This window comes from Marinospirillum sp., assembly GCF_014859565.1.
In genome coordinates this window covers 1-22,304 of record NZ_JACUUA010000023.1, presented here as the reverse complement: position 1 = coordinate 22,304, position 22,304 = coordinate 1, and the positions used below count along the sequence as shown (strand labels likewise).

Annotated in this window: 24 protein-coding genes and 1 tRNA gene; 12 read left to right on the top strand and 13 right to left on the bottom strand. The window is 51.0% G+C overall.

The window, feature by feature from the left end; translation table 11 throughout:
* Window positions 1–12: 12 nt before the first annotated feature.
* The 3 genes from IBX50_RS05330 to IBX50_RS05320 form a co-directional block, all read right to left on the bottom strand.
* Window positions 13–423: a biopolymer transporter ExbD gene (locus tag IBX50_RS05330; RefSeq protein ID WP_292254035.1), complete on the bottom strand. Its 411-nt coding sequence runs from the start codon at window positions 421–423 to the stop codon at window positions 13–15.
* A gap of 3 nt (window positions 424–426) precedes the next feature.
* Complete coding sequence (locus IBX50_RS05325) at window positions 427–1,092, bottom strand: MotA/TolQ/ExbB proton channel family protein (RefSeq protein WP_292254034.1); 666 nt, start codon at window positions 1,090–1,092, stop codon at window positions 427–429.
* Between the two features lie 75 nt (window positions 1,093–1,167).
* Entirely contained in the window at window positions 1,168–3,417 is a 2,250-nt protein-coding gene (locus IBX50_RS05320; protein WP_292254033.1) for a DNA internalization-related competence protein ComEC/Rec2, read from the bottom strand.
* 122 nt (window positions 3,418–3,539) lie between these two features.
* Here IBX50_RS05320 and IBX50_RS05315 point away from each other — a divergent pair, with 122 nt between their 5' ends.
* The gene (locus IBX50_RS05315) at window positions 3,540–4,073 is read left to right on the top strand and encodes a DUF2062 domain-containing protein (protein ID WP_292254032.1); all 534 of its coding nucleotides are present in this window, start codon (window positions 3,540–3,542) and stop codon (window positions 4,071–4,073) included.
* Window positions 4,074–4,104: 31 nt separating this feature from the next.
* On the opposite strand, the gene IBX50_RS05310 is transcribed toward IBX50_RS05315, so the two are convergent.
* The 4 genes from IBX50_RS05310 to IBX50_RS05295 form a co-directional block, all read right to left on the bottom strand.
* Window positions 4,105–4,422, bottom strand: coding sequence for a DNA-binding transcriptional regulator (locus IBX50_RS05310; protein WP_292254030.1), 318 nt, complete (start codon window positions 4,420–4,422; stop codon window positions 4,105–4,107).
* Entirely contained in the window at window positions 4,415–4,789 is a 375-nt protein-coding gene (locus tag IBX50_RS05305; protein ID WP_292254028.1) for a type II toxin-antitoxin system RelE/ParE family toxin, read from the bottom strand. Before IBX50_RS05305 ends, IBX50_RS05310 begins: the two co-directional genes overlap by 8 nt.
* An 87-nt stretch (window positions 4,790–4,876) precedes the next feature.
* Window positions 4,877–5,557, bottom strand: a complete 681-nt coding sequence (lolD, locus tag IBX50_RS05300; RefSeq protein WP_292254027.1) for a lipoprotein-releasing ABC transporter ATP-binding protein LolD — start codon at window positions 5,555–5,557, stop codon at window positions 4,877–4,879.
* 16 nt (window positions 5,558–5,573) lie between these two features.
* A complete protein-coding gene (locus IBX50_RS05295) occupies window positions 5,574–6,812 on the bottom strand; it encodes a lipoprotein-releasing ABC transporter permease subunit (protein ID WP_292254025.1) in 1,239 nt (412 codons plus the stop codon).
* A 51-nt stretch (window positions 6,813–6,863) separates the two neighbouring features.
* Between IBX50_RS05295 and IBX50_RS05290 the strand changes: the two genes are divergently transcribed.
* Window positions 6,864–7,733 carry a DNA replication terminus site-binding protein gene (locus IBX50_RS05290; protein WP_292254024.1) on the top strand — a complete coding sequence of 290 codons (870 nt, stop codon included), beginning with the start codon at window positions 6,864–6,866 and terminating at the stop codon, window positions 7,731–7,733.
* 177 nt (window positions 7,734–7,910) lie between these two features.
* On the opposite strand, the gene IBX50_RS05285 is transcribed toward IBX50_RS05290, so the two are convergent.
* The 3 genes from IBX50_RS05285 to IBX50_RS05275 all read right to left on the bottom strand — a co-directional run bounded on the left by IBX50_RS05285 (window position 7,911) and on the right by IBX50_RS05275 (window position 9,509).
* A tRNA-Ala gene (locus IBX50_RS05285) sits at window positions 7,911–7,986 on the bottom strand.
* 63 nt (window positions 7,987–8,049) lie between these two features.
* Window positions 8,050–8,247 carry a DUF3185 family protein gene (locus IBX50_RS05280; RefSeq protein ID WP_292254023.1) on the bottom strand — a complete coding sequence of 66 codons (198 nt, stop codon included), beginning with the start codon at window positions 8,245–8,247 and terminating at the stop codon, window positions 8,050–8,052.
* The gene (locus IBX50_RS05275; protein WP_292254021.1) at window positions 8,244–9,509 is read right to left on the bottom strand and encodes a YihY family inner membrane protein; all 1,266 of its coding nucleotides are present in this window, start codon (window positions 9,507–9,509) and stop codon (window positions 8,244–8,246) included. Before IBX50_RS05275 ends, IBX50_RS05280 begins: the two co-directional genes overlap by 4 nt.
* A 34-nt stretch (window positions 9,510–9,543) precedes the next feature.
* Here IBX50_RS05275 and arsC point away from each other — a divergent pair, with 34 nt between their 5' ends.
* The 5 genes from arsC to IBX50_RS05250 all read left to right on the top strand — a co-directional run bounded on the left by arsC (window position 9,544) and on the right by IBX50_RS05250 (window position 14,322).
* Complete coding sequence (gene arsC, locus IBX50_RS05270; protein ID WP_292254019.1) at window positions 9,544–9,939, top strand: arsenate reductase (glutaredoxin); 396 nt, start codon at window positions 9,544–9,546, stop codon at window positions 9,937–9,939.
* A 19-nt stretch (window positions 9,940–9,958) separates the two neighbouring features.
* Entirely contained in the window at window positions 9,959–10,555 is a 597-nt protein-coding gene (wrbA, locus tag IBX50_RS05265) for an NAD(P)H:quinone oxidoreductase (RefSeq protein WP_292254018.1), read from the top strand.
* 20 nt (window positions 10,556–10,575) lie between these two features.
* On the top strand, window positions 10,576–10,980 hold the full coding sequence (locus tag IBX50_RS05260; RefSeq protein WP_292254017.1) for a DUF2069 domain-containing protein: 405 nt from the start codon (window positions 10,576–10,578) through the stop codon (window positions 10,978–10,980).
* Window positions 10,981–11,155: 175 nt separating this feature from the next.
* Entirely contained in the window at window positions 11,156–13,762 is a 2,607-nt protein-coding gene (topA, locus tag IBX50_RS05255) for a type I DNA topoisomerase (protein WP_292254016.1), read from the top strand.
* A complete protein-coding gene (locus IBX50_RS05250; protein WP_292254015.1) occupies window positions 13,759–14,322 on the top strand; it encodes a DUF6586 family protein in 564 nt (187 codons plus the stop codon). The genes topA and IBX50_RS05250 overlap by 4 nt, the downstream gene beginning before the upstream one ends.
* A 15-nt stretch (window positions 14,323–14,337) precedes the next feature.
* Here the strand turns inward: IBX50_RS05250 and lexA are convergent, their stop codons facing one another.
* The 3 genes from lexA to IBX50_RS05235 form a co-directional block, all read right to left on the bottom strand.
* A complete protein-coding gene (lexA, locus tag IBX50_RS05245) occupies window positions 14,338–15,003 on the bottom strand; it encodes a transcriptional repressor LexA (protein WP_292254013.1) in 666 nt (221 codons plus the stop codon).
* A gap of 123 nt (window positions 15,004–15,126) precedes the next feature.
* Entirely contained in the window at window positions 15,127–15,843 is a 717-nt protein-coding gene (locus IBX50_RS05240) for an SIMPL domain-containing protein (RefSeq protein ID WP_292254012.1), read from the bottom strand.
* Between the two features lie 16 nt (window positions 15,844–15,859).
* Window positions 15,860–17,233, bottom strand: coding sequence for an MATE family efflux transporter (locus IBX50_RS05235; protein WP_292254011.1), 1,374 nt, complete (start codon window positions 17,231–17,233; stop codon window positions 15,860–15,862).
* Between the two features lie 167 nt (window positions 17,234–17,400).
* Here IBX50_RS05235 and IBX50_RS05230 point away from each other — a divergent pair, with 167 nt between their 5' ends.
* The 5 genes from IBX50_RS05230 to IBX50_RS05210 all read left to right on the top strand — a co-directional run.
* Window positions 17,401–17,949: an elongation factor P hydroxylase gene (locus tag IBX50_RS05230; protein WP_292254010.1), complete on the top strand. Its 549-nt coding sequence runs from the start codon at window positions 17,401–17,403 to the stop codon at window positions 17,947–17,949.
* Between the two features lie 30 nt (window positions 17,950–17,979).
* Entirely contained in the window at window positions 17,980–18,822 is an 843-nt protein-coding gene (gene dinD / locus IBX50_RS05225) for a DNA damage-inducible protein D (protein ID WP_292254009.1), read from the top strand.
* The gene (locus tag IBX50_RS05220) at window positions 18,822–20,351 is read left to right on the top strand and encodes a type I restriction-modification system subunit M (RefSeq protein ID WP_292254008.1); all 1,530 of its coding nucleotides are present in this window, start codon (window positions 18,822–18,824) and stop codon (window positions 20,349–20,351) included. Before dinD ends, IBX50_RS05220 begins: the two co-directional genes overlap by 1 nt.
* Window positions 20,335–21,117: a Fic family protein gene (locus IBX50_RS05215; protein ID WP_292254007.1), complete on the top strand. Its 783-nt coding sequence runs from the start codon at window positions 20,335–20,337 to the stop codon at window positions 21,115–21,117. The genes IBX50_RS05220 and IBX50_RS05215 overlap by 17 nt, the downstream gene beginning before the upstream one ends.
* Window positions 21,107–22,304, top strand: a 1,198-nt coding sequence (locus tag IBX50_RS05210) for a restriction endonuclease subunit S (RefSeq protein WP_292254006.1), incomplete at its 3' end; no start/stop codon positions are given. The genes IBX50_RS05215 and IBX50_RS05210, both read left to right, overlap by 11 nt.

The following is a 22,304-nucleotide window of genomic DNA, read 5'->3' as shown; positions in this document are numbered from 1 at the left end:
CTTGCCTTAATGCTAATGAATGGGGCGGGTCGCTATTCTAACCCGTTCAATTCCCAGTCGTCTTGCCAGATCCAGCGCACTGACCACCTGCTGGTGAGCGGTATCCGCTTCGGCACGAATCACCAGTGCGGGTTGATCCTGTTGCTCAATCGCTTGTTGTAGCTGTTCCTGCAGCTGTTCCGGGGTGCTGATCTCTTTATCATTCAGCAGGATACGGCCATCACTGTAAAGGCTGAGCAGGTGAATCTGCGGCAAAGGGTCGCGCACTACAATAGCTGTATCTGACCCTGGCAGTTGCAGGCTGAGCTGACGATCAGGAAAGCTGGTGGTGACCATAAAAAAAATCAGCAATAAAAACACCACGTCAATCAGGGGTGTCATGTTGATCTGAACTGCTTCTGTGGCCTGACGTTTAAATTGCATGGTTCAATTCCAGGCTGCGCCGGAGCTTTCTGTCGGTTTGTCGACCAGATCATCATCCAGTTGCAGGTGAACTTCTGCCGGTACTTGCGGGGTCAGTCGATCCAGTAGTTTTTGTGATTCTTCTTCCAGCGCCACCACCAGATCACTGACCCGGCGTAAAAAATAACGGTGCATCACCAGAGCAGGAATGGCAATGGTTAAACCGGCTGCGGTGGTGATCAGCGCGATGGAGATGCCACCGGCCAGCTGCTGGGCATTGCCCGCCGACAAGTCCAGCTGCTGGAACACATCAATCATGCCCACCACTGTGCCGAGCAAACCCAGCAGGGGTGTGATGGCGGCAATGGAACCCAGCGGACTGAGAAAACGTTCCAACTGGTGGACTTCATGTGATCCTGCTGCTTGCAAGGCTTCACGTATGCGTACAGTGCCCTGCCCGCGCCGTGATAAACCAGCGGCCAGAATGCGGCCTAAAGAGGAGCCGTTGCGCAGTTTTTGTAGCAGCTCCGGGGTCAGCGGTGTTGCCAGTGTTTGTTGCAACAAATCTGATGGCGCAACCTTGTTGATGCGCAGCGCCCAGAAGCGCTCCAGTATGATTGCCAGAGCCAGGATTGAACTCAGCAGTAAGGGCAGCATCAGCCAGCCACCGGCAAACAGGATTTCCAGCACAGGCATCTCCGGGTTTGTACAGGGCCGATTATTCTAACAGCCTGCCGCTGCCTGCGGGTAGTTTCCGGCTTTTTGTCAGGGTTGCCGTGATATACCTTGCCAGAGGGGTTGGTATTGCTGTCGCCAGTAGCTCATCATGGGTTGATGGTCACCCAGCACAAACTGTATTGCACCCTGCTCGCCGGTATCCAACTGATCGACCTTGTTTTGTCTCAGCCGCTGCACCACCAAAGCATGGGGATGGCCGTAACTGTTTCGCCAACTGGTGGTATGTATGGCCCAGTGGGGTCTGCTCGCTTGTAGCAGTGTTGCACTGGTTGAAGTCTGACTGCCGTGATGACCACTGATTAGCAGAGTCAGGGGTTGTTGTTGCAGGAGTTCTGGCAGTGCCTGACTAAAAAAAGCCTCTTCCCCTACTCCGGCATCACCCGTCAGCAACAGGCTGTGATTTTTGCCACGTATCAACAGCACGCAGGAGTCCGCATTATTCCGGCGCGTTGTGATTGGCTGTGGTGGCCAGAGCGCCAGAACATCCAGCTGTCCCAGTGTCCATTGGTCACCGGCCTGACAGGTTTTGGCTCCTGCAGCCCAGAGATTTTTGATCGACCAACGCTTGCTGACGGCTTCCAGCCCACCAGAATGATCTGAATCATCGTGGCTGATGACCAGCTGATGAATCACCTGCTGCCCGATCAACGGCTCCAATGCCGGTACAACAGGTGCCCAACCAGTATCAAACCCTCGCCCGGTATCATACAGCAGGTTTTGTCCCTGACTTTGTACCAGGATAGCAGTGCCCTGCCCTACATCCAGCACATGTACTTTCCAGTGATCCTGTTGCTGAAGCTGTGTTTGATCGGGTGCAGCAGGGATAAAGGCCAGTAATAAACCCAGCCAGGCTAGGGATCGCGCCGGAAAACCAGGGGGCAAAAGCACCAGCAAACCCATCCACAAAAAATGTGGATGCTGGATATTGGGCATCGGCAAGTCAGCACTCCATTGCAGTGCGACAGCCAGGCCGGCAAAACCCTCGGCCAGCCAGGCCAGCGGCAAGGCTTGTCCGGTTAACCACAACACCAGTAATCCGATTAAAGTCAGGGGTAGGAGTAATAATCCCAGTAAAGGAACAGCCAACAGGTTAACCAGCGGCGCCAACAGGCTGAACCAGGCACCTTGCCAGATCAGCAAGGGTGTTAAACCCAGTGTCAGCACCCACTGTACTCGGATCAGATTCAGCCAGCCCGGTGCTGCAGGTAATCCGCGCAGGGTGGTGATGAGGATGCCCACCGCTCCAAAGGACAACCAGAAACCCCGTGTCAGTGGCAGCAAGGGGTTAAAAATTAACAGTAGGATCAGTGCCAGACAATAAGCTGTCCAGGGGGATAACTGCCGCCAGCCGCTGATCAGCAGTAAACCCATAATCAGCATGATGCTGGCTCTTTGTGCAGGCATTCCCCAACCCGCCAGTTGAGCGTACACCAATGCCACTGCTGCAGCTAAAGGCAGAGCCAAACCAATCGGCCAGTGCAAGCGTTTCGCCAGCCAGAGCATCAGCCCGGCCAGCAATCCCAGATGTAATCCGGAAATCACCCAGAGGTGTACGGTGCCGGTACGTTCCAGCATCCGCCAATCTGCTGCAGTTAGTGCCTGTTTTTCTCCTAGTCCTAACGCCATCAGCATACGGCGACCCTGTTCATTCATTGGGTATTGCTGCAGGCTGTGAGATAACCGATTACTGATGGCGGATAGACCTTGTGCGGATTCCAAGCGCTGTACCTCTGCCTGACGATGCACATAACCCCGTGCCACCAGACCTGCCGCAAGGTGCCTGCCAGTGCTAGGCGTTTGTCCAAAGTTTTTGAGGGAGCGCAGCGGCCTGACATGTGCCTGCAGCTGCCATATTTCTCCAACTGCTGGTGGGGTTTGTTGTGGGTACCAGTTCAGGCGGATGTGACCAGGTGCTTGCAACTGACAGGCTTCACCGCTGGTACGCTGGCATTCTTGCACCCTGAGAGTGATGCTGCTTAAACCACCCGGTGAATGACTGGATTCAAGAATCTGCCCAACCAACTGCACTGGATGGCTTATATCCTGTTGTGAGGGTGCCAGCTCCATCCGCCAGGCCAGAAAGATCAGTAACCAGACATAACCAAAAACCAGCGCAGCAATAAAATACCGATGCCGGCGCAGTTGGTGCAGGGTGAACAGCAACAGACAAATCAGAATTTCCGGCGGAAGCTGGATCGACAGATCAAGTGCCGCTAGAATGCCGCACAGCAATCCGGTTGCCAGTTGGGGTAAGAGTTTTACGGGGTGATGGAACATCGGCACAACCATCCCTGTCTGATCAATGTGCTACCCCTGTCTAGGGATCAATTCAACACTTGGTCATTGATTTAAGCCTAGGCATAATACGCGCACTTTTAAAGGGAGAATTGTCCGAGATCATGCCCCGCAAAATCATCAAGCGTTACCTACCCAGACCGGAATCCTTTAAAGATCACGCATCACTGAAGTTTTTATCGAGCCATCTGGCTGACCCAGGAGTATGGACGCTGACGCGTAACAGTGTCTCCGGTGCCTTCAGCATCGGGCTTTTTTTTGCGTTTATGCCCATGCCTTTTCAGATGCTTGCTGCTGCGTTACTGGCAATTTTTTTCCGGGTTAACCTGCCGATTTCAGTGGGTCTGGTGTGGGTAAGCAATCCACTAACCATGCCAGCCATGTTGTATGTGTGTTATTTGCTCGGAGCATGGGTGCTGGATTTACCTGTGTATCCCAGTCCATCCAGTGGAATGATGGACTGGATTTCTACCCAGTTCCGGCATATCTGGAAACCCCTGCTGCTGGGTTGTGTGCTGGCAGGAGCCATAGCCGCCATACTAGCCAACATCGCCGTGCGCCTGATCTGGCGCTGGCAGGTTTCTATCAGCTGGAACCGTCGCCAGCAAAAACGCCTGCCCCCACCGAAAAAGAATTAAGTGAGTTCGTAATATTCAATCTTCTGATGTGTTAAGCAAAAATCTCCAGCCCTTTTTTATCAACCAACATCAGCAATCGAAGAGCTGCTCCGCTCGGCTTCTTCTTGCCTCTTTCCCATTCTGAGACGGCATTCTTGGTGACATTTAAGTACCTGGCAAATACCGGCTGCGAAATATGATACTTACTGCGAACTTGTTTGATTTCTTCTGGGGTGTACTCATGTACTGCCTCCAGACATTGATCATCAAACTCCCGCATAGTCTGCTTGGAAGTCGCACCGATCTCATGAAGTCCTTCCATGGTTTCATGGATAGCAGCCATAGCGTCTGACTTGTACTCTTTACTCATGACCCTTCACCTCAAAAAACTGCTTATTGGCAAGCATTGCTTCAATGTGCTCATCACTCAAAGCCAGAACCTGCATTGCCATAGCCTTGAAAGCCTGTTTTTCATCTTCTCGAATATTGTCTTGCTTGCTTTTTGCGAATCCATAGACAAAAAATGCTCGCTGACCTTTGAGATATAAAACAACACTGCGGTAACCACCAGATTTCCCCTGGTTAGGTCTTGCTATCCGCAGCTTAATAACCCCCTGCCCCAAGTCAGCATCGACCAGTCCCTTCTCAGCCTGCCTGATAGCATTCAAGAGCATAACTTCTGTCAGTTTTTCTTTTTTTGCAAAGCGTTCAAACCAAGCATTTTTGAAAATTCTCACTCAAGATGCCTTATAAGATATTTCTTTAAGTGTAATTCTTGGAATTACACTTATCATTTTTTTATCAACAACTCATGGCTTCATTTTTCAGCACTGATGCAGCTCCCCTGCATCCAGTTTAAGGATGTGTTGTTGCTGTGCCGCCAGTTGTGGGTCGTGGGTGACGATCACAAAGGCGGTGCCGCTGTTTTCTGCCAGTTCGTGGATCAGTTCCTGTACTTTGGCTGCGGTATGCTGATCGAGGTTACCGGTAGGTTCATCCAGCAGTACACAGCCCGGCTCACCTACCAGCGCTCTTGCCAGTGCCACTCGTTGACGTTCACCACCGGAGAGTTCTGCCGGTTTGTGTGTGGCACGATCAACCATATTGACCCGTTCCAGCAGTTGCATGGCTTGCTGCTTGGCAACAGCCATGGATTCACCACGCAATAACAACGGCATGGCGACGTTTTCCAGCGCGGTGAACTCGGCCAGCAGGTGATGAAACTGATATACAAAACCCAGATGGCGATTGCGTAACTGTCCACGTTGTTTTTCATTTAACTGGGCATAGTTTTTACCCGCCAGCAGCACCTCTCCACTGCTGGGTAAATCCAGCCCTCCCAGCATATTAAGTAGCGTGGTTTTGCCGGAACCGGAGCTGCCGATAATGGCTAACCGGTCACCAGGCATTATCTCCAGATTGATCTGTTTGAGCACCTGCACATCCTGCGGACCTTCGGTATAAATTTTGCTGATATTGCTGCACTTGAGTACTGCTTGTGTCATGCCACTTTTTCCTGTTTCAATCATAACGCAGTGCGTCAGCCGGTTGGATTCTGGAGGCGCGCCAGGCCGGATAGAGGGTGGACAGCAGGCTGAGAGACAGCGCGGCCAGTGTGATAAAACGCACGTCGTCAAAACGCAGCTCGGATGGCAGATAACTGATGAAGTACACACTGGCATCTAAAAACTGGATACCAAACAATCCTTCAATCCACAACACTAAATCACTGACATTCAACGCCAGTAATATACCCAGCCCCACACCAACAATAGTACCGAACACACCGATGGTTAACCCCTGCACCATAAAGATACCCATGATGGTGGCGGGGCTGGCTCCCAGTGTGCGCAGGATGGCAATATCGGCTTGTTTGTCCGTCACCACCATCACCAGCGTGGAAACAATGTTGAAGGCCGCCACAGCAACGATGATTAACAACAGCAACCCAATCATGCGTTTTTCCATTTGAATCGCCTGAAACAGGTTGCCCTGGGTCTGAGTCCAATCCTGACCACGATAGGGATGCCCCAGTTCATTAACCAGTTCACGAGCCATTCTCGGTGCCTGAAACAGGTCATCCAGGCGCAGACGCAAACCTTCGATGCTGTCGCCGGTTCGCATCAGGGTTTGCATATCCTGCAGGTGCACATAAGCCAGATTGCCATCCAGCTCCGCCCCCACTTTAAAAGTGCCCAACACGGTAAAACGCTTCAGCCGTGGAAATACACCTGCGGGGGTGATAGAGGCTTCCGGTAGCAGTAGGGTGACCTGATCTCCGGCCTGCACACGCAGGAATCTGGCCAGCAAATCACCAATAATGATGCCGTAATCACCCGGTTGCAGGGCATCCAGCTGGGTGCCTTCAAGGTGTTCACCAATGATGGAGACCTGAGGCTCCCACTCCGGCAGGATGCCGGATACCAGTGCACCCCGATGATTGCCACGATGCATCAGCATACCCTGACCGTTAACAAAAGGAGCTACACCGGCCACGCCGGGGCGTTCACCCAGGGATTCTGCCACTGACTCCCAGCTGGAAAAGTCCTGATAGTTTTTAATGGCAAGATGAGGCACCATACCAAGGATGCGCTGCCTCAACTCACGATCAAAGCCATTCATAACGGACAGAACCAGTATCAGCACAGCAACACCGAGTGTCATGCCCAGCATGGAAGTTAGAGAGATAAAGGATATAAAATGATTTCTGCGCTTGGCTCGGGTGTAACGTAATCCGATAAGCAAGGGTATTGATGCCATGTAATACAGCTTCCTTAAACGACGTGATGGCACCCATTGTAAGGTAAAAACATGAGCACACACTATCGTCTTCTTTCCCAGCTGGACAGCTGTTTTGAAATACTGGTGGACAGTCTGAAAAAACTGGGCGAGCTGTTACAGGAAGAACAGCGAGCCTGCTGGATGCTGGGGTCTGATTCTGCTGATCAAAGCCGCCGGATGTTACTCGATTGCTTGCAGGATCTCTGGTATCTGGATGGTCAGGATGGCCGGGTGACGCGCAGTTACCCAGGACTGGTAGCCTGCAGCTCAGAGGTATGGGAGCAGTTGGGCAGTGTCAACTATTGCAAGCTGACCTTCTCCCGCGCCATAGAAGCCATACGCAAAGAATACCCTGAAGAGCTGCCGGAAGCCCGTTTTCGCCTGGCATCCCGGCATCAGGCTTTACATCTACACCTGTCTGCGGAAGGTCTGGCACGGCTGCATTTAAAACAGGCCTGGCGGCAGATTCCTAGTTGTGAAACCCCTCTGGATCAGGTGCGCTTCAGCTGGTATTCCAGTGGCCGCAGTATCCGTCGTATTCGCAGCAAAGAAGCCGAGTACCGTTTACGCCAGATGAATAGTGAAGCACCACACATTCAGATCCAGCTCAAAAAACTGGCTGGCATTCCACCGGATGAACCTTTGGCACAGGTGCAAAAACAGGCACCACTGATGCGAGCCAACCTGTTTTTTAAAGATCAACTACCCGGATTGCCTGCTCGCAAGGCCATCAACATTGCCATGCCGCTGTTTGTTCTGTCAGCGGATGGCAGCTTGCCGCCATTCAACTTGCCCGCCTTAGAACCACCTGCGGAAAGAAGTCGAGCCAAACGCTCCGACAATCGACTGGAAGATGAACCCTTCCTTCCCAGCATCCGGGTGTACCGCTATTGCCGTTAAGTGCTTTAATTAAAACGTGTGTTTATTGATCAGCTGATCCACTGCATAAAATCGAGCAGGAACTTTACCCCTTTATCACGCTCAACTGGTGACGTCACCTTCTTTCAGGTGACCGGGTTTGCCGGCTTCGCCGGCCAAACAAAAAACCGACCCTAAGGTCGGTTTTTTTAAAACTTTTGGTGGAGATAAGCGGGATCGAACCGCTGACCTCTTGCATGCCATGCAAGCGCTCTCCCAGCTGAGCTATACCCCCACGAACTGGACAGGGCGCATTATAGAGATGCCAGTGCGAGTGTCAACCCCGCAAATAAAACTTTCAGCGAAATCGCCATAAACCAAACACACCCACCAGCAAGGCAACACCTCCGGTGACATAATACTGCCAGACACGTTCAGGCACCTTACCCGTTACTCTCTGAATCAACGCCATATCCAGCTGCTGCTGTAAATCATAACCCCAGTACAGCAATAACCCCCCCAGCAGGATCAGCACCAGACTGATAAAGCGTTTCATGAATTCTGTTTCTCCAAAATGGACTCTTGTTCAAGGTAATGGCTAAGCGGTTCTGCAAACAGCTCCGCCTGATGTTGCTGAAGCCGCTGCTGAGTATTTGTCAGTTGATTTAACTGCTGCAGGCTATCCGGCCAGGATTCCAGTGGTGGCAACCGCCAAGGCAGTTGCTGCAACCAACTGGCAAAACTGATACGGCCAAAATCCCTGCCCGGTAGCCATACCTGACGCTCTGCATCAAATGCAACCCATTGATTTTTTTGCATCCATTGCATTTTTTCCTGCCAAAGGGCTGGGTTTTGGCTACCTGCCAGGCTGCGCAAACGGCTTTCTCCAACGCCCTCACCCTTGGCAAAAGCCAGCCATAACTCACGCAAAACAACCAGCATCTGCAAGCCTGGTTCCAGGTTTTCTTCTATCGGCTGTACCTGTGGCAGGCCTCTGATGGCAACCCACTCGGCACACAGCAGAATCAGCAACCAAGATACATAGATCCATAACAGGAATAAAGGAAAAGCGGCAAAAGCTCCGTAAACCAACTCATAACTGGGGAAGCTGGCAACAAACCAGGTAAAGGATTTTTTGGCCATTTCAAACAGGAAAGCCATTCCCAAACCACCCGCAGCCGCATCAACAAAACGCACACGGCAATGAGGTACAGCCCAATACAACAGCGTAAAAGCCAGCGCACTGAAAATAAACGGCATGTAACTCCACAGCGCCGCAACACCACCTGCAAAACCAGTTACTTTTTCCAGTAACGGCAAGGAGGTCAGATAAGAACTGAGCACCATGCCGGCACCCAGCAGCATCGGCCCCAGGGTTAGTACAGTCCAGTAAATCAGAAAAGCCTGCAGACCTCTGCGGGGTTTTTCCACCCGCCAGATGGCATTAAACGCTTTTTCGATACTCACAATCATCATGCCAGCGGTGACAATCAGAAAAGCCACACCAACCAGCGTCAGCTGACGGGCTTGCTGAGCAAAACTGCCCATATAATCCTGTATCACCTGCCCAGTTGCCGGAACCATATGATCAAAGATCATACCCTGTAACTCCTCGCCTACCCCCTGGAAAACAGGCAGAGCAGCCAGCATGGCATAAATTACAGTTAACAGGGGGACTACTGCAAATAGGGAGGTGTAGGTCAGTGCCGCAGCGTTTCGCGGACCATCATCACTGATAAAGCGTTTGATCACCCTTATCAAATAGTGAACACCGCGAAGGGAAATGAATTTCCGGGCGTATAATTTGAGTCTTTGCATGTCGGAGGTTCCTTCCACAACCTGGACTGGTAGAATGCTGAATACTAACACTGATGATTCAACAACGAGAGCCGGTTTTATGCCTTTTACCCTATATCACAACCCCCGCTGCTCCAAATCCCGCCAGGCATTGCAACTACTGCAGGAACAGGGCATAGAACCACAACTGCGCAAATACCTGGATGAACCACTGAATCTGGATGAGTTAAAGCAGCTTTTATCCCAACTGGACATGACACCTCGACAGTTGATGCGTACAGGTGAAGAGATTTATCGTGAGCTGGATCTGGCCAATACCGAGCTGGATGATGCACAACTGCTGGATGCTCTGTTGCAGCACCCACGACTGATTGAACGCCCGATTCTGAGTAATGGCAAACAAGCACTGGTGGGACGTCCACCAGAACAAGTGCTGCAGCTGCTGAAATAACACCCAACAAGGACTCCTGATGGCACATCCTTATGTTTTGATTCTGTATTATTCACGTCATGGCAGCCTTACAGCCATGGCTAAAGAAATGGCTCGCGGTGTAGAGCAGGTCAGTGGTATTGAGGCTCGCCTGCGGACAGTACCAGCAGTTTCATCAAACTCTGAGGCCACTGAACCCGCTATTCCGGCAGAAGGCGCGGTTTATTGTACTGAAGAAGATCTGCGTCATTGCTCTGGATTATTACTGGGCAGTCCGACTCGTTTTGGCAACATGGCGGCAGCCATGAAGTATTTTCTCGATTCCACCAGTAGCCTGTGGTTATCCGGTGCCCTGATTGATAAACCGGCAGGCACCTTTACTTCCACCTCCAGCCTGCATGGTGGACAGGAAACTACGCTGCTGACCATGGCGCTGCCTTTGTTGCATCATGGCATGATCTGGGCAGGCATTCCCTATTCCAACGCCGAATTAAGCAGCACCACGGATGGCGGCACACCTTATGGAGCCAGTCATCTGGCAGGCATCAAGGGTAATAACCAGCTCAGCAGCACCGAAGCCCGGCTTTGTCGTGTACAGGGTGAACGTATTGCCCGGCTAGCATTAAAATTAATGTAACTTTTCTACAAGGCGAACCTGTGAAACCTGCTGCCCCACTACCCCGTAAAGAACTGAACAACAAGCTGGCTGTGAGCCGTTTTCTGACTCTATTGAGTTATTTTGGCCTGCTGGCAGTACTGCTGGCGGGTGTGGTGATTTTTCCTTTACCCGAAGGTGCACGTCTTTTTATTATTCTGCCGGTATTGTGGTTGCCCTTGCTGGTTTTTTTACCAGCAGTGCTAACCAAAAATCCACGCGGGCATGCCTGGTTATGTTTTGTCAGCCTGGTGTATTTTATGCAAGGTGTGACTACCTTTATCATCCCCGGAAAAACGGGTATTGGTGCCCTGCAGGCCTTTCTGGCCCTGTTGTTATTCTGCGCCGCCATGATGTATGGACGCTGGCGTGGTATGGAATTGCGCGGAGCCATCAAAGAGTGCTAATCAGCTGCGATTGCTGCAACGACCGGATGCAGCAGCGTTAATCTGCTAGATCGCTGATTTGTTTCACTTGTTACTTATGCAGGCTGGAATCCTGATCAACTGTGAGTTACTGTATGGAACCTCAAATCAAGCATTTTTAAGCTTTTCCATATAAGTCAATAGGATATACAGCGGAATGGGTAAATCACTGGTCATCGTCGAGTCGCCGGCCAAAGCCAAGACGATCAACAAATATCTGGGCAATGAATTTATCGTCAAGTCCAGCGTTGGTCATATCCGCGATCTGCCCGTCAGTGGCGGCGGTAAAACCTCGGGCGCTCGTAAAACCAGCATCACCACCGATAAAAAGCAAAAAGCTCAGGAACAGCTGGTTGCGCGTATGGGGATCGATCCTGATCATGGCTGGACGGCTCATTATGAAATTCTGCCCGGCAAAGAGAAGGTGGTTGCAGAGCTGAAGAAGCTCGCCAAAGACGCTGACATGATCTATCTCGCAACGGATTTGGATCGCGAGGGGGAAGCCATTGCCTGGCACCTGCGCGAAACCCTGGGCGGTGATGATTCCCGCTACCGTCGTGTGGTATTTAACGAAATCACCAAAAAAGCCATCACCCAGGCTTTTGAATCACCCGGAATGCTGGACATGAACCGGGTGAATGCCCAGCAAGCACGCCGCTTTCTGGATCGTGTGGTGGGTTACATGGTTTCACCCCTGTTGTGGGCCAAGGTGGCGCGGGGTCTTTCTGCCGGTCGTGTTCAATCAGTGGCTGTACGCCTGATTGTGGAGCGTGAACGGGAAATCCGTGCTTTCACCCCGGAAGAATACTGGGATGTCACGGCTCATCTGAACAATGACGAAAAAGTTGAACTGGCGTGTATGGTAGCCAAGCATGCCGGTGAGAACTTCCGTCCCGGCAGCAAGGCAGAAACCGACGCTGCGCTGGCACAGTTACAATCGGCTGAATACCGGGTGGCTGATCGTGAAGACAAACCAACCAGTAGCCGTCCTTCAGCACCTTTTATTACCTCAACACTGCAACAGGCTGCCAGCACCCGACTGGGTTTTTCAGTCAAAAAGACCATGATGCTGGCGCAGCGGTTGTATGAAGCTGGTCATATCACCTATATGCGTACCGACTCCACCAACCTGTCACAGGATGCAGTGGCGGCTTGTCGTGATTGGATAGGGCGGCAGCTGGGCAAACAATACCTGCCGGATGCACCCAATGTGTATTCCAGCAAAGAAGGCGCTCAGGAGGCTCACGAAGCCATCCGGCCTTCCAGTGTTGAAGTGCAGGGCAAGGATCTTTCTGGTGTCGAACGTGATGCACAACGCCTGTATGAGCTGATCTGGCGGCAGTTTGTAGCTTGCCAGATGCCACCGGCACGTTATCTGTCCACCACCCTGACGGTACAGGCCGGTGATTATGAATTAAAAGCCAAAGGCCGAGTGCTGCAGTTTGATGGTTTTACGCGCATTCAACCAGTGGCTGGCAAGCAGGGTGAAGATCAGGTATTGCCAGACATCAAAGTCGGTGAACAGCTGACCCTGCAACAACTTGAGCCACGTCAGCACTTCACCAAACCCCCGGCACGTTTCACCGAGGCGGCGTTGGTTAAGGAACTGGAAAAACGGGGTATTGGTCGTCCTTCCACCTATGCAGCCATTATCTCGACTATTCAGGAACGGGGTTATGTAAAGCTGGAAAGTCGCCGTTTTTATGCCGAAAAAATGGGTGATATTGTCACCGACCGTTTGGTGGAATCCTTCCGGGATTTGCTGGATTACAGTTTTACTGCACGGATGGAAGACTCTCTGGATTCCGTGGCGGAAGGCAAGGAAAAATGGCAGGTACTGCTGGATCGTTTTTATAGTGAATTCCGCCAGCAGCTGACTCAGGCACAGGATCAGCAAGGCATGCGCCCCAACCAGCCGGTAGATACGGATATTCCGTGTCCTACCTGTGGTCGTCACATGCAAATACGGATTGCCTCCACCGGTACTTTTCTGGGTTGTTCCGGTTATGCCTTGCCACCCAAAGAGCGCTGCAAAACCACCATCAATCTGGTGCCGGGTGATGAGTTTGTACCGGCAGATGCAGATGAAGATGCCGAAGTGGATGCACTGCGTGCCAAACGCCGTTGCCACAAGTGCGGCACCGCGATGGAAAGTTTTATCGTGGATGAAAAACGTAAATTACACGTTTGTGGCAACAGCCCGGATTGTGATGGTTACCAGATTGAAGAAGGCAGCTTCCGCCTGAAGGGTTATGAAGGCCCAGTCATTGAATGTGACAAGTGTGGCAGTGAAATGCAGTTAAAAACCGGCCGTTTTGGCAAGTATTTTGGCTGTACCAACACTGAATGCAAAAACACCCGCAAGCTGTTGAAGAGTGGTGAAGCAGCACCACCCAAGATGGACCCGGTGCAAATGCCGGAGCTGAAATGCCTGAAGGTGGATGACCATTATGTGCTGCGAGATGGAGCCAGTGGTATGTTCCTGGCTGCCAGCCAGTTTCCGAAAAACCGCGAAACCCGGCCACCACTGGTCAGTGAGCTGATTCCGCACCGGGATGAGATAGACCCCAAGCATCATTACCTGCTGGATGCACCGCAGGCTGACACTGAGGGCAATCCAACCGTGGTGCGTTATTCACGTAAAACCAAAGAGCAGTATGTGCAGGCGGAGCAGGATGGCAAACCCACCGGATTCCGTGCTTTCTGGAGTGGTTCGCGCTGGACGGTGGAAGACAAACCCAAGGCAGCCAGCAAGAAAAAATGATCCAGGCACAGCGTAACCGTGTTAATCAGGCGTTATATCAGGCACGTCTGCTGCTGAAAGCAGCAGCAGACTGGCAGGATGAACTGAGCCTGCTGGCATGGCAACAAACCTGTTATGAGGCTGCACTGAGAGCACTGGATCAGGCGCGAGTAGCCTTTCTGCGCGAGTTGGCTGCAGTTTACCGGCTGGATGTGCGTAAAGTGGCCTCAGCAGCTGATCTGCAACAACTGGCAGCAGCGCGGCAACAACGCCTGCCGGAGCTGGAAAGATTTAATACCCGTTTTGCAGATCCCTTCCAGCCATTGAGTCGTTTATCCTTGCTGCTGGATGAATTAAACCGTGCGGCAGTGCCTGCTGAAGCTCCTGCAGCCGGAAACTGGATGCCGGAAGACCAGCCAACCGCTTTGGTTATTGATCGTATCAACCTGATTGCTATGGAAGACACCAACAGTGAATCAGTGCACAGCAAGGAAAAAAAACAGCTGTTGCAAGCTCTGGATATCCACCAGGCGCTGCAACAGCTGATTCAGGAATTACGCGAGACTTTTTATGAAGATTAATTGCCAAGACTGATTTCAGTGGAGTTTATCGCTGAAATTATCCCGGATAAGGCCTACGGCAAAACCTTCAATTTCCAGGCTCTCTTCACATAAATCCACCTTGATGGGTTCAAAGTCGGTATTTTCCGGTAATAGCCAGACAATATTGCCTTCTTTCTTGAAGCGTTTAACGGTGACTTCATTATCAATGCGGGCAACCACCAGCTGACCATTACGGGGTGGCTCCGCAGTGCGATGAACAGCCAGTAGATCACCTTCCATAATGCCAATGCCGTTCATACTTAAACCCTTAACACGCAACAGGTAGTCGGCTTTGCGGCGGAAAGCGGAGGGATCAACCTTCAGATGAAAGTCGATGTTCTCTTCTGCCAGCAACGGGCTACCAGCTGCCACCTGACCCAGTACCGGTAAGCCTTCATCCGTATTTTCAGAAGTGATGACGGTTTCATTGGCGGCCTGTTCACTGGCAGTCTGGGTGATGCGTAACCCGCGGGAAGTACCGGGCATAATTTCCAGTACACCTTTTTTGGCCAGTGCTTTTAAGTGTTCTTCTGCAGCATTGGCTGATTTAAAACCCAGTTTTTTGGCAATTTCAGCACGGGTAGGTGGCATTCCCTTGTCACGCATGAATTCCTTGACGATCTGCAGCACCTGCTGCTGGCGTTTGGTTAGCTTTAACATAGCAACCTCTTGATTGGTTATCTGTACAGCTGGCTAGCTGACCAGCACTAGTTGTCTATACAGCATTCTAGCGGTTGCCTTGTGCAGCGTAAACCTTTGTTATCAAAAATAATCAGGGCAGAATTAATTCAGCAGCTCAAACACCACCTGCACTCTGGCCGAAGTTTCAATCAAGCCGGGTTCCAGTTCTGTTGCAGATTCCATACGGGCGCTGTCTGCCGCCATTACGGCCATCCGTGGTTGTACACCGGGGCTGCTGATTTCTTTCACCTGCAGTGCACGTCCAAGGTTCTGCCCAAGGCTGGCCGCCATAATGCTGGCTTTGTCCTGTGCATCCTTTAAAGCGGCTTCCAGTGCCGGGTTGCGGCTGTCACTGGCCTGGCTACTGCGGTAGTTGATGGGCCCAAACTGACTGGGGCGACCTTCGGTGATACGCTCTACCCATTGCCCAGCTTCAGCCACCGGCAGATCCACCAGTTTTAAATCACGGCTGGCGATATAACCACTAATCTGCCAGGTATCACCACGCTGGCTATGGCGCGGGTGGATACGCACCTGTCCGGCTTCCAGTCGTGCACCTGCTGGAACCTGGCGGCGCAGAGTACGCAGCAAGTGACCAAACTGGCTTTCCAGCTCTTGCATCGCTAAGCGGGAATCTCGGTGCTCGGCACTGAAGGTAGCGTTGATATCAACTAAATCCGCCTGCAGAGTCAGGCGGGATTCACCCTGCACTTCCAGATGAGGTGTAGGTGCCCATTCACTGGCTTGCAGGTTTAATGCAGTAAGTGATACCAGCAGCAAAAACGGCAGGCGTGTCAGGATCAAGTGTAATGCAGACATGTAAAACTCCTTTTGATCAGTGATCAGATAACATATTGATAAAACGCGGATTACGGCTGGTGGTATGCACCCGCCAAAGTAACAGTAGAGCAGCAAAGGTCAGGCCCATGATCAGACCATACCAGAAGCCGTAAACCCCTTGCGGCCCCCAGGGATTGTCGCCCATTGCCAGCCACCAGCCGCCAGCCAACCCAACCAGCCAGTAAGAAAACAGGGTAATCAGCATCACCACACGAGTATCCTTATAACCACGCAAGGCTCCGGCAGCATTGACCTGCAGGGCATCAGAAATCTGGTACAGCACCGCCAGTTGGATCAAAGCTGCCGCCAGAAGTTGCACCTCGGTATTTTCAGAATACAACAGCACCACACCGGGGGCTGATAACCACATCAATGCAGCCATCACTAAAGAAACCAACAAAGCAAAAGTGATGCCGTAAAAAGCCACACGCCGGGCTTCTTCTGCGCTGCCTGTACCCACCGCATGACCGACCTTCACTGTCAGTGCCATACCCAGACTTAACGGCACCATAAACAGCAGAGTGGTGAAGTTGATCGCGACCTGATGCCCAGCCACCACGATTTCACCCAGCCCACCGATAAACAGAGTGATGGTGGTAAACAATGAAGCTTCCACAAAAATCGACAGACCAATCGGCAGGCCAATCCACAGAATATTCAGCATCTCTTTAGGGTGGGGCGGAAACAAACGGGCAAACAAAGCCAGGGGGCGATAGCGGGATTGATAAACGACATACAGGGTCAGCAGCAGTGCCATAAACCAGAAACTCAGTGCTGTAGCATAACCACAACCCACCGCACCCAGTTGCGGAAAACCCAGCTTGCCGTAAATCAGCACATAGTTGGCAGGAATATTCAGCAAAAGCCCAGCCAGGCTGATCAGTAATATCGGTCTGACGTGGTTCATACCTTCACACAAACAACGCAGTGCCTGAAAAAAGGCCAGTGCCGGTAATCCCCAAATCAAGGCTTTTAAATAAGCCGCCGCCAGATCCGCCACGTCAGGAGCAACCCCCATAAAATCAAACACCACTGGGCTGAAATACATAATCAGCCCAGTGGGAAGCACCATCAAAGCAGCCACCCAGGAGGCCTGTTGCACCGTCATGGGCAGGGTATCCAGCTTATTGCCACCCCGCGCCTGAGCGACCAGTGCCGTGGTTGCCAGCAGGGTGCCAAAAATCAGCAGCATCAGAGGCATAAAGACACTGGAGCCCACTGCCACAGCAGCTAGGTCAACCGCGCTCAGGCGACCCGCCATCAGGGTATCCACCACACTCATGCCGGTCTGTGCCAGATGAGCACCCAGCAAGGGCAAGGCCAGCATCAGCAGCGGCAGATTGTAATGACGGAAACGTGCAAGCAACATGGTATGCCTCAGATCATAAAACCGCCCATCTTAACGCTTTTTGCAGGTAAATGGACTGTTCAGTCAGGTTTAAACGAGTAAAATCTGTGCGTTGGAATATCAACCTGCGCCGGAAGATCATGAACGACCACGAATACCAGCAATGTTCGTATTAGGAAATGAATATAATGAATATATGCAGTACCGATGATGAATACTGTCAAAATTTGATCAATGCCTTTGCGGACATTCTCCCCAACTTAGCAATAAAAGGTGACGCAGAAGAGCCGTTCTACAAAGCTCCGACAGCGAATACCCATGCCATCCTATATTTTAGAAGTAACTACCCACGCAGCCTCTTGCATGAGATTTCACACTACTGTTTAGCGGGTGATCGGCGAAGAGGTTTAGATGATTTCGGTTACTGGTACGCCCCGTGCGGAAGGACAGCCGAAGAGCAGCAGCGTTTTGAAGTGGTTGAAGCAAGACCGCAAGGATTGGAAAAAGCCATGTGTGAAATTATTGGGCTTAGGTTTTCACCAAGCCTTGACGATTTTTCAGGGCGGCCACCGTCGGAAAGTTTTCTGCAAGAGTTAGAACTTGCCTATCAAGAAATGCAACTAAATCCACCTCCCACCGCCAATAAAGTGTTGTCTGGGTTGAACGACTATTGGGAAATCAATGGATTAGCTTATATCCCCGCCCGATTGGGCGAGGGTTTACGCGGATTTTGCTAAAAACCTATTCGAAAACAAGGAGGTAATAAAATGACTCAACAGCATCATTCCTTTGAAGCCTTAAAGCAACAATCTGCTGCTGGACTGGAGTTTTGGTCAGCGAGGGACCTGGCACCTTTACTAGAATATCGTGATTGGCGAAACTTTCAGAAGGTGATTGATAAATCCAAGCACGCTTGCGAGTTTAGTGGTCAACCAGTGGATGACCATTTCGTTGAAGCCAACAAAATGGTTCAGCTGGGCTCAGGATCTCAACGGGAACTGGATGACATTCATCTTTCCCGCTATGCCTGCTATCTGGTTGTTCAAAATGGTGATCCAACAAAACCTGTGATTGCCGCAGGCCAAACCTACTTTGCCGTACAGACTCGGCGACAAGAGTTGGCCGATGATCGGGCTTTCCAGCAACTTAAGGAAGAGCAGAAGCAACTCTTTCTACGTAATGAGCTCAAAGAACATAACAAGCAGCTTGTCGAAGCTGCACAGCAAGCCGGGGTAGAGACGAATCTTGATTTCGCTATCTTCCAAAACCACGGTTACAAAGGCTTGTATGGTGGATTAGATCAAAAAGCTATCCATGCTCGAAAAGGGCTAAAGAAAAGCCAGAAGATTCTAGATCACATGGGATCGACCGAGCTGGCAGCTAATCTATTTCGTGCTACCCAGGCAGAAGAAAAACTCCGCCGCGATAATGTCCAGAACAAGCAGCAGGCAAACCAAACCCATTATGAAGTCGGCCAGAAGGTTCGCCAAACCATTGCTGAACTGGGCGGTACGATGCCGGAAAACCTGCCCGCACCAGAGAAAAGCATCAAACAACGAGAGTCGGCAGCAAAGAAGCTGAGCGACAGTAACAATCAGGACACCAAATAATGAACGACAAGATCAATCAAGACAGCATCAACAAAGCGCTGTGGAACGCCTGCGATACCTTCCGTGGCACCATCAGCGCCGATACCTATAAAGACTTCATCCTGACCATGCTGTTTCTCAAGTACATCTCTGATGTATGGCAGGATCACTACGATGGCTACAAGGCCGAGTTTGGGGATGAGCCGGAACTCATCGAAGAGATGATGAAAAACGAGCGTTTTGTTCTGCCCAAAGCAGCCAGCTTTTATGCCCTTTACGATCGCCGTCACGAACCCGGCAACGGCGAGCGCATCGACCAGGCGCTGCACGCGATTGAAGAAGCCAACGGCACAAAACTCAAAGATGCAGGCAAGAGTGTGTTCCAGGACATCAGTTTTAACACCGACAAACTGGGTGAAGAAAAGCAAAAGAACACCATTCTGCGTCACCTGCTGGAAGTCTTCGCCAAACCAGAGCTAAACCTAAAACCCAGCCGCGTCGGCACGCTGGATGTGATCGGTAACGCCTACGAATACCTGATTAAAAACTTTGCCGCCAGCGGTGGCCAGAAGGCCGGTGAATTTTATACCCCGCCAGAAGTCAGTGAATTGATTGCTGAACTGCTCGACCCCCAGCCGGGCGACAGCATTTGCGACCCGGCTTGCGGTTCGGCCTCGCTGTTGATGAAATGCGGCAACAAAGTTCGCCAAAACCACGGCAGCAAGCGTTATTCCTTATACGGCCAGGAAGCCATTGGCTCGACCTGGTCGCTGGCCAAAATGAACATGTTCCTGCATGGGGAAGATAACCATAAAATTGAATGGGGCGACACCATCCGTAACCCCAAGCTGCTGGATAAAAACGGCGACTTGATGCTGTTTGATATCGTGACCGCCAACCCGCCATTTAGCCTGGATAAATGGGGTCACGACGAAGCCGAACACGACAAGTTCAGCCGCTTCCGCCGTGGTGTACCGCCGAAAACCAAAGGTGACTACGCCTTTATCCTGCACATGATTGAAACCCTCAAACCCAAAAGCGGCAGAATGGGCGTGGTGGTGCCGCACGGCGTACTGTTCCGAGGCTCCAGTGAAGGCAAGATCCGTCAGAAACTGATTGACGAAAACCTGCTCGATGCCGTCATTGGCCTACCAGAAAAGCTGTTTTACGGCACCGGCATTCCAGCGGCAATCCTACTCTTCAAGAAAAACAAGAGTGATAATAGCGTCATATTTATTGACGCCAGCCGCGACTTCAAAGCCGGTAAAAACCAGAACCTGCTAACTGAAGATAATATTTCCAAAATTTTGGCTACCTACAATGCTGGTGAAAGTGTTGATAAATACGCCTATGTCGCCAATCTCGAAGAGATCAAAGACAACGACTACAACCTCAATATCCCGCGCTATGTCGATACCTTTGAAGAAGAGGAAGAAATCGACCTGATGGCGGTACGAGGTGAACGTGAACAACTTAAAGCGCAACTGACCGAGCTGGAAACCGACATGGCCAAGTACCTGGAGGAGCTGGGTTATGAAACCATTCGCTAAGCTCGATGCCCTGAAAGCCAAGCTGAACGAATACCTGCCGCTGGACAAGGCCGTTACCGCCAGCCTGCACGAAGAACTAGTGCTGCAATGGACTTACCACAGCAACGCCATTGAAGGTAATACCCTTACGCTGAAAGAAACCAAGGTCGCGCTGGAAGGCATCACCATCGGCGGCAAAACCCTGCGTGAACACTTTGAAGCCATCAACCACCGCGATGCCATCCTGATGGTGGAACAACTGGTGGCCAAACAGCAGCCACTGGATGAATGGACCATCAAAAACCTGCACCAACTGGTACTGAAAAATATCGACGCAGATAACGCCGGACGCTACCGTCAGGTGAATGTGCTGATCTCCGGTGCCGAACATCGCCCGCCTAGCGCCCTGCAAGTGCCAGAGCTAATGGCTGCCTTCAGCCAATGGTGCAGCAATGATGCACAGCAACTACACCCGGTTGAACGGGCGGCACGGATACATGGCGAATTTGTAAAAATTCACCCCTTTGTCGACGGCAACGGCCGTACATCAAGACTTCTGATGAACCTGGAACTGATGAAAGCCGGTTTTCCTGCCACCGTGATCGAAGTGGCACAGCGACTGGATTACTACCAGGCGTTGGACAAAGCCCATTGCAGCGGCGACTACAGCGACTTTATCAATCTGGTGGCCAAGGCCGTAGAAAAAAGCTTTGCACCCTATTGGTGGGCACTGGGCGTGGAGGCTGAAGTGCAGCAGTATCTGGAGGAGTTGGGTTATGGTGCCTAATGGTTGGGAGGTTTCGCAGTTAAAAGATTTAATAGAGGGCTCAATTAAAAACGGCTTTTCACCTAATTCTGCTGACTCAGAAACAGGTTACTGGGTACTGGGGTTGGGAGCACTGGGAGAAGATGGAATTGTTGCTTCAGAAATTAAGCCTGTAGCACCACAAGATAAAGTTTTGAATAATCTCCTAGCAAAAGACGATTTTTTAGTTAGTCGATCAAACACTCCAGACAAAGTCGGAAGATCTGTTCGCTTTAGAGGTGAAGTCGCAAATTGTTCATACCCAGACTTGATGATGCGCTTTCGCATAGATCAAAGAAAAGCGAACAAGTCTTTTATTGAGCAACAATTAAAAAGCTCAAAAGTTAGAACATATTTTAGAAATTGTGCCGCTGGTAGTAGCAGCACAATGGTAAAAATCAATAAAGGAATTCTAGAGAAGACTCCAGTACCTACGCCTCCGCTTCAGGAACAGAAGAAAATTGCCAAAATCCTCTCCACTTGGGATAAGGCCATCGCCACCTCCGAACAACTACTCGCCAACAGCCAACAGCAGAAAAAAGCCCTGATGCAACAACTGCTCACCGGCAAAAAACGCCTGTTGGATAAGAATGGGGTTAGGTATAGTGGGGAGTGGCATGATGTTCCATTGAATACGATGGCAAAAGTCATCGTTAGTCCTGTGGATAAGAAGACAGAGCCGAATGAAATCCCAGTAGAGCTTTGCAATTACACTGATGTTTACCACAACCACCAAATAACAAGAAATATCAAATTTATGAAGGCAACCGCGACCAAATCTGAAATCGCGAAATATACGCTGCATAAAGGCGATGTCATAATAACAAAAGATTCCGAAACCCCTGGTGACATCGCTGTACCGGCACTTGTTTCAGAAGACTTAAAAGGCGTCGTATGCGGATATCACCTAGCGATTGTCAGGCCAAACATTGATTATTTGAATGGTGCTTTCTTAAACTATTTATTCTCTATGCAAAGCACGCGATATTATTTTTTTACTTTGGCTACAGGTGCAACAAGGTTTGGTTTGTCTGTGGGCGGAATCAATCGCGCTCACTTTAGAGTTCCAGAATTGGCAGAGCAAGAAATAATCGCCGCCGTGCTGTCCAACGCAGATCAGGAAATCAGTGCCTTGCAACAGAAGCTCAATACCTTAAAGCTAGAGAAAA

Excerpts from the sequence above, each read along its gene's own strand:
- IBX50_RS05220 (WP_292254008.1), top strand. The coding sequence starts at position 18,822 with ATGAACGACAAGATCAATCAAGACAGCATCAACAAAGCGCTGTGGAAC.
- lolD (WP_292254027.1), bottom strand. The coding sequence starts at position 5,557 with ATGACACAAGCAGTACTCAAGTGCAGCAATATCAGCAAAATTTATACC.
- IBX50_RS05315 (WP_292254032.1), top strand. The coding sequence starts at position 3,540 with ATGCCCCGCAAAATCATCAAGCGTTACCTACCCAGACCGGAATCCTTT.
- IBX50_RS05320 (WP_292254033.1), bottom strand. The coding sequence starts at position 3,417 with ATGTTCCATCACCCCGTAAAACTCTTACCCCAACTGGCAACCGGATTG.
- IBX50_RS05290 (WP_292254024.1), top strand. The coding sequence starts at position 6,864 with ATGAGCACACACTATCGTCTTCTTTCCCAGCTGGACAGCTGTTTTGAA.
- IBX50_RS05295 (WP_292254025.1), bottom strand. The coding sequence starts at position 6,812 with ATGGCATCAATACCCTTGCTTATCGGATTACGTTACACCCGAGCCAAG.
- IBX50_RS05275 (WP_292254021.1), bottom strand. The coding sequence starts at position 9,509 with ATGCAAAGACTCAAATTATACGCCCGGAAATTCATTTCCCTTCGCGGT.
- topA (WP_292254016.1), top strand. The coding sequence starts at position 11,156 with ATGGGTAAATCACTGGTCATCGTCGAGTCGCCGGCCAAAGCCAAGACG.
- IBX50_RS05280 (WP_292254023.1), bottom strand. The coding sequence starts at position 8,247 with ATGAAACGCTTTATCAGTCTGGTGCTGATCCTGCTGGGGGGGTTATTG.
- arsC (WP_292254019.1), top strand. The coding sequence starts at position 9,544 with ATGCTGAATACTAACACTGATGATTCAACAACGAGAGCCGGTTTTATG.
- dinD (WP_292254009.1), top strand. The coding sequence starts at position 17,980 with ATGACTCAACAGCATCATTCCTTTGAAGCCTTAAAGCAACAATCTGCT.
- IBX50_RS05310 (WP_292254030.1), bottom strand. The coding sequence starts at position 4,422 with ATGAGTAAAGAGTACAAGTCAGACGCTATGGCTGCTATCCATGAAACC.
- lexA (WP_292254013.1), bottom strand. The coding sequence starts at position 15,003 with ATGTTAAAGCTAACCAAACGCCAGCAGCAGGTGCTGCAGATCGTCAAG.
- wrbA (WP_292254018.1), top strand. The coding sequence starts at position 9,959 with ATGGCACATCCTTATGTTTTGATTCTGTATTATTCACGTCATGGCAGC.
- IBX50_RS05235 (WP_292254011.1), bottom strand. The coding sequence starts at position 17,233 with ATGTTGCTTGCACGTTTCCGTCATTACAATCTGCCGCTGCTGATGCTG.
- IBX50_RS05250 (WP_292254015.1), top strand. The coding sequence starts at position 13,759 with ATGATCCAGGCACAGCGTAACCGTGTTAATCAGGCGTTATATCAGGCA.
- IBX50_RS05240 (WP_292254012.1), bottom strand. The coding sequence starts at position 15,843 with ATGTCTGCATTACACTTGATCCTGACACGCCTGCCGTTTTTGCTGCTG.
- IBX50_RS05330 (WP_292254035.1), bottom strand. The coding sequence starts at position 423 with ATGCAATTTAAACGTCAGGCCACAGAAGCAGTTCAGATCAACATGACA.
- IBX50_RS05215 (WP_292254007.1), top strand. The coding sequence starts at position 20,335 with ATGAAACCATTCGCTAAGCTCGATGCCCTGAAAGCCAAGCTGAACGAA.
- IBX50_RS05230 (WP_292254010.1), top strand. The coding sequence starts at position 17,401 with ATGAATATATGCAGTACCGATGATGAATACTGTCAAAATTTGATCAAT.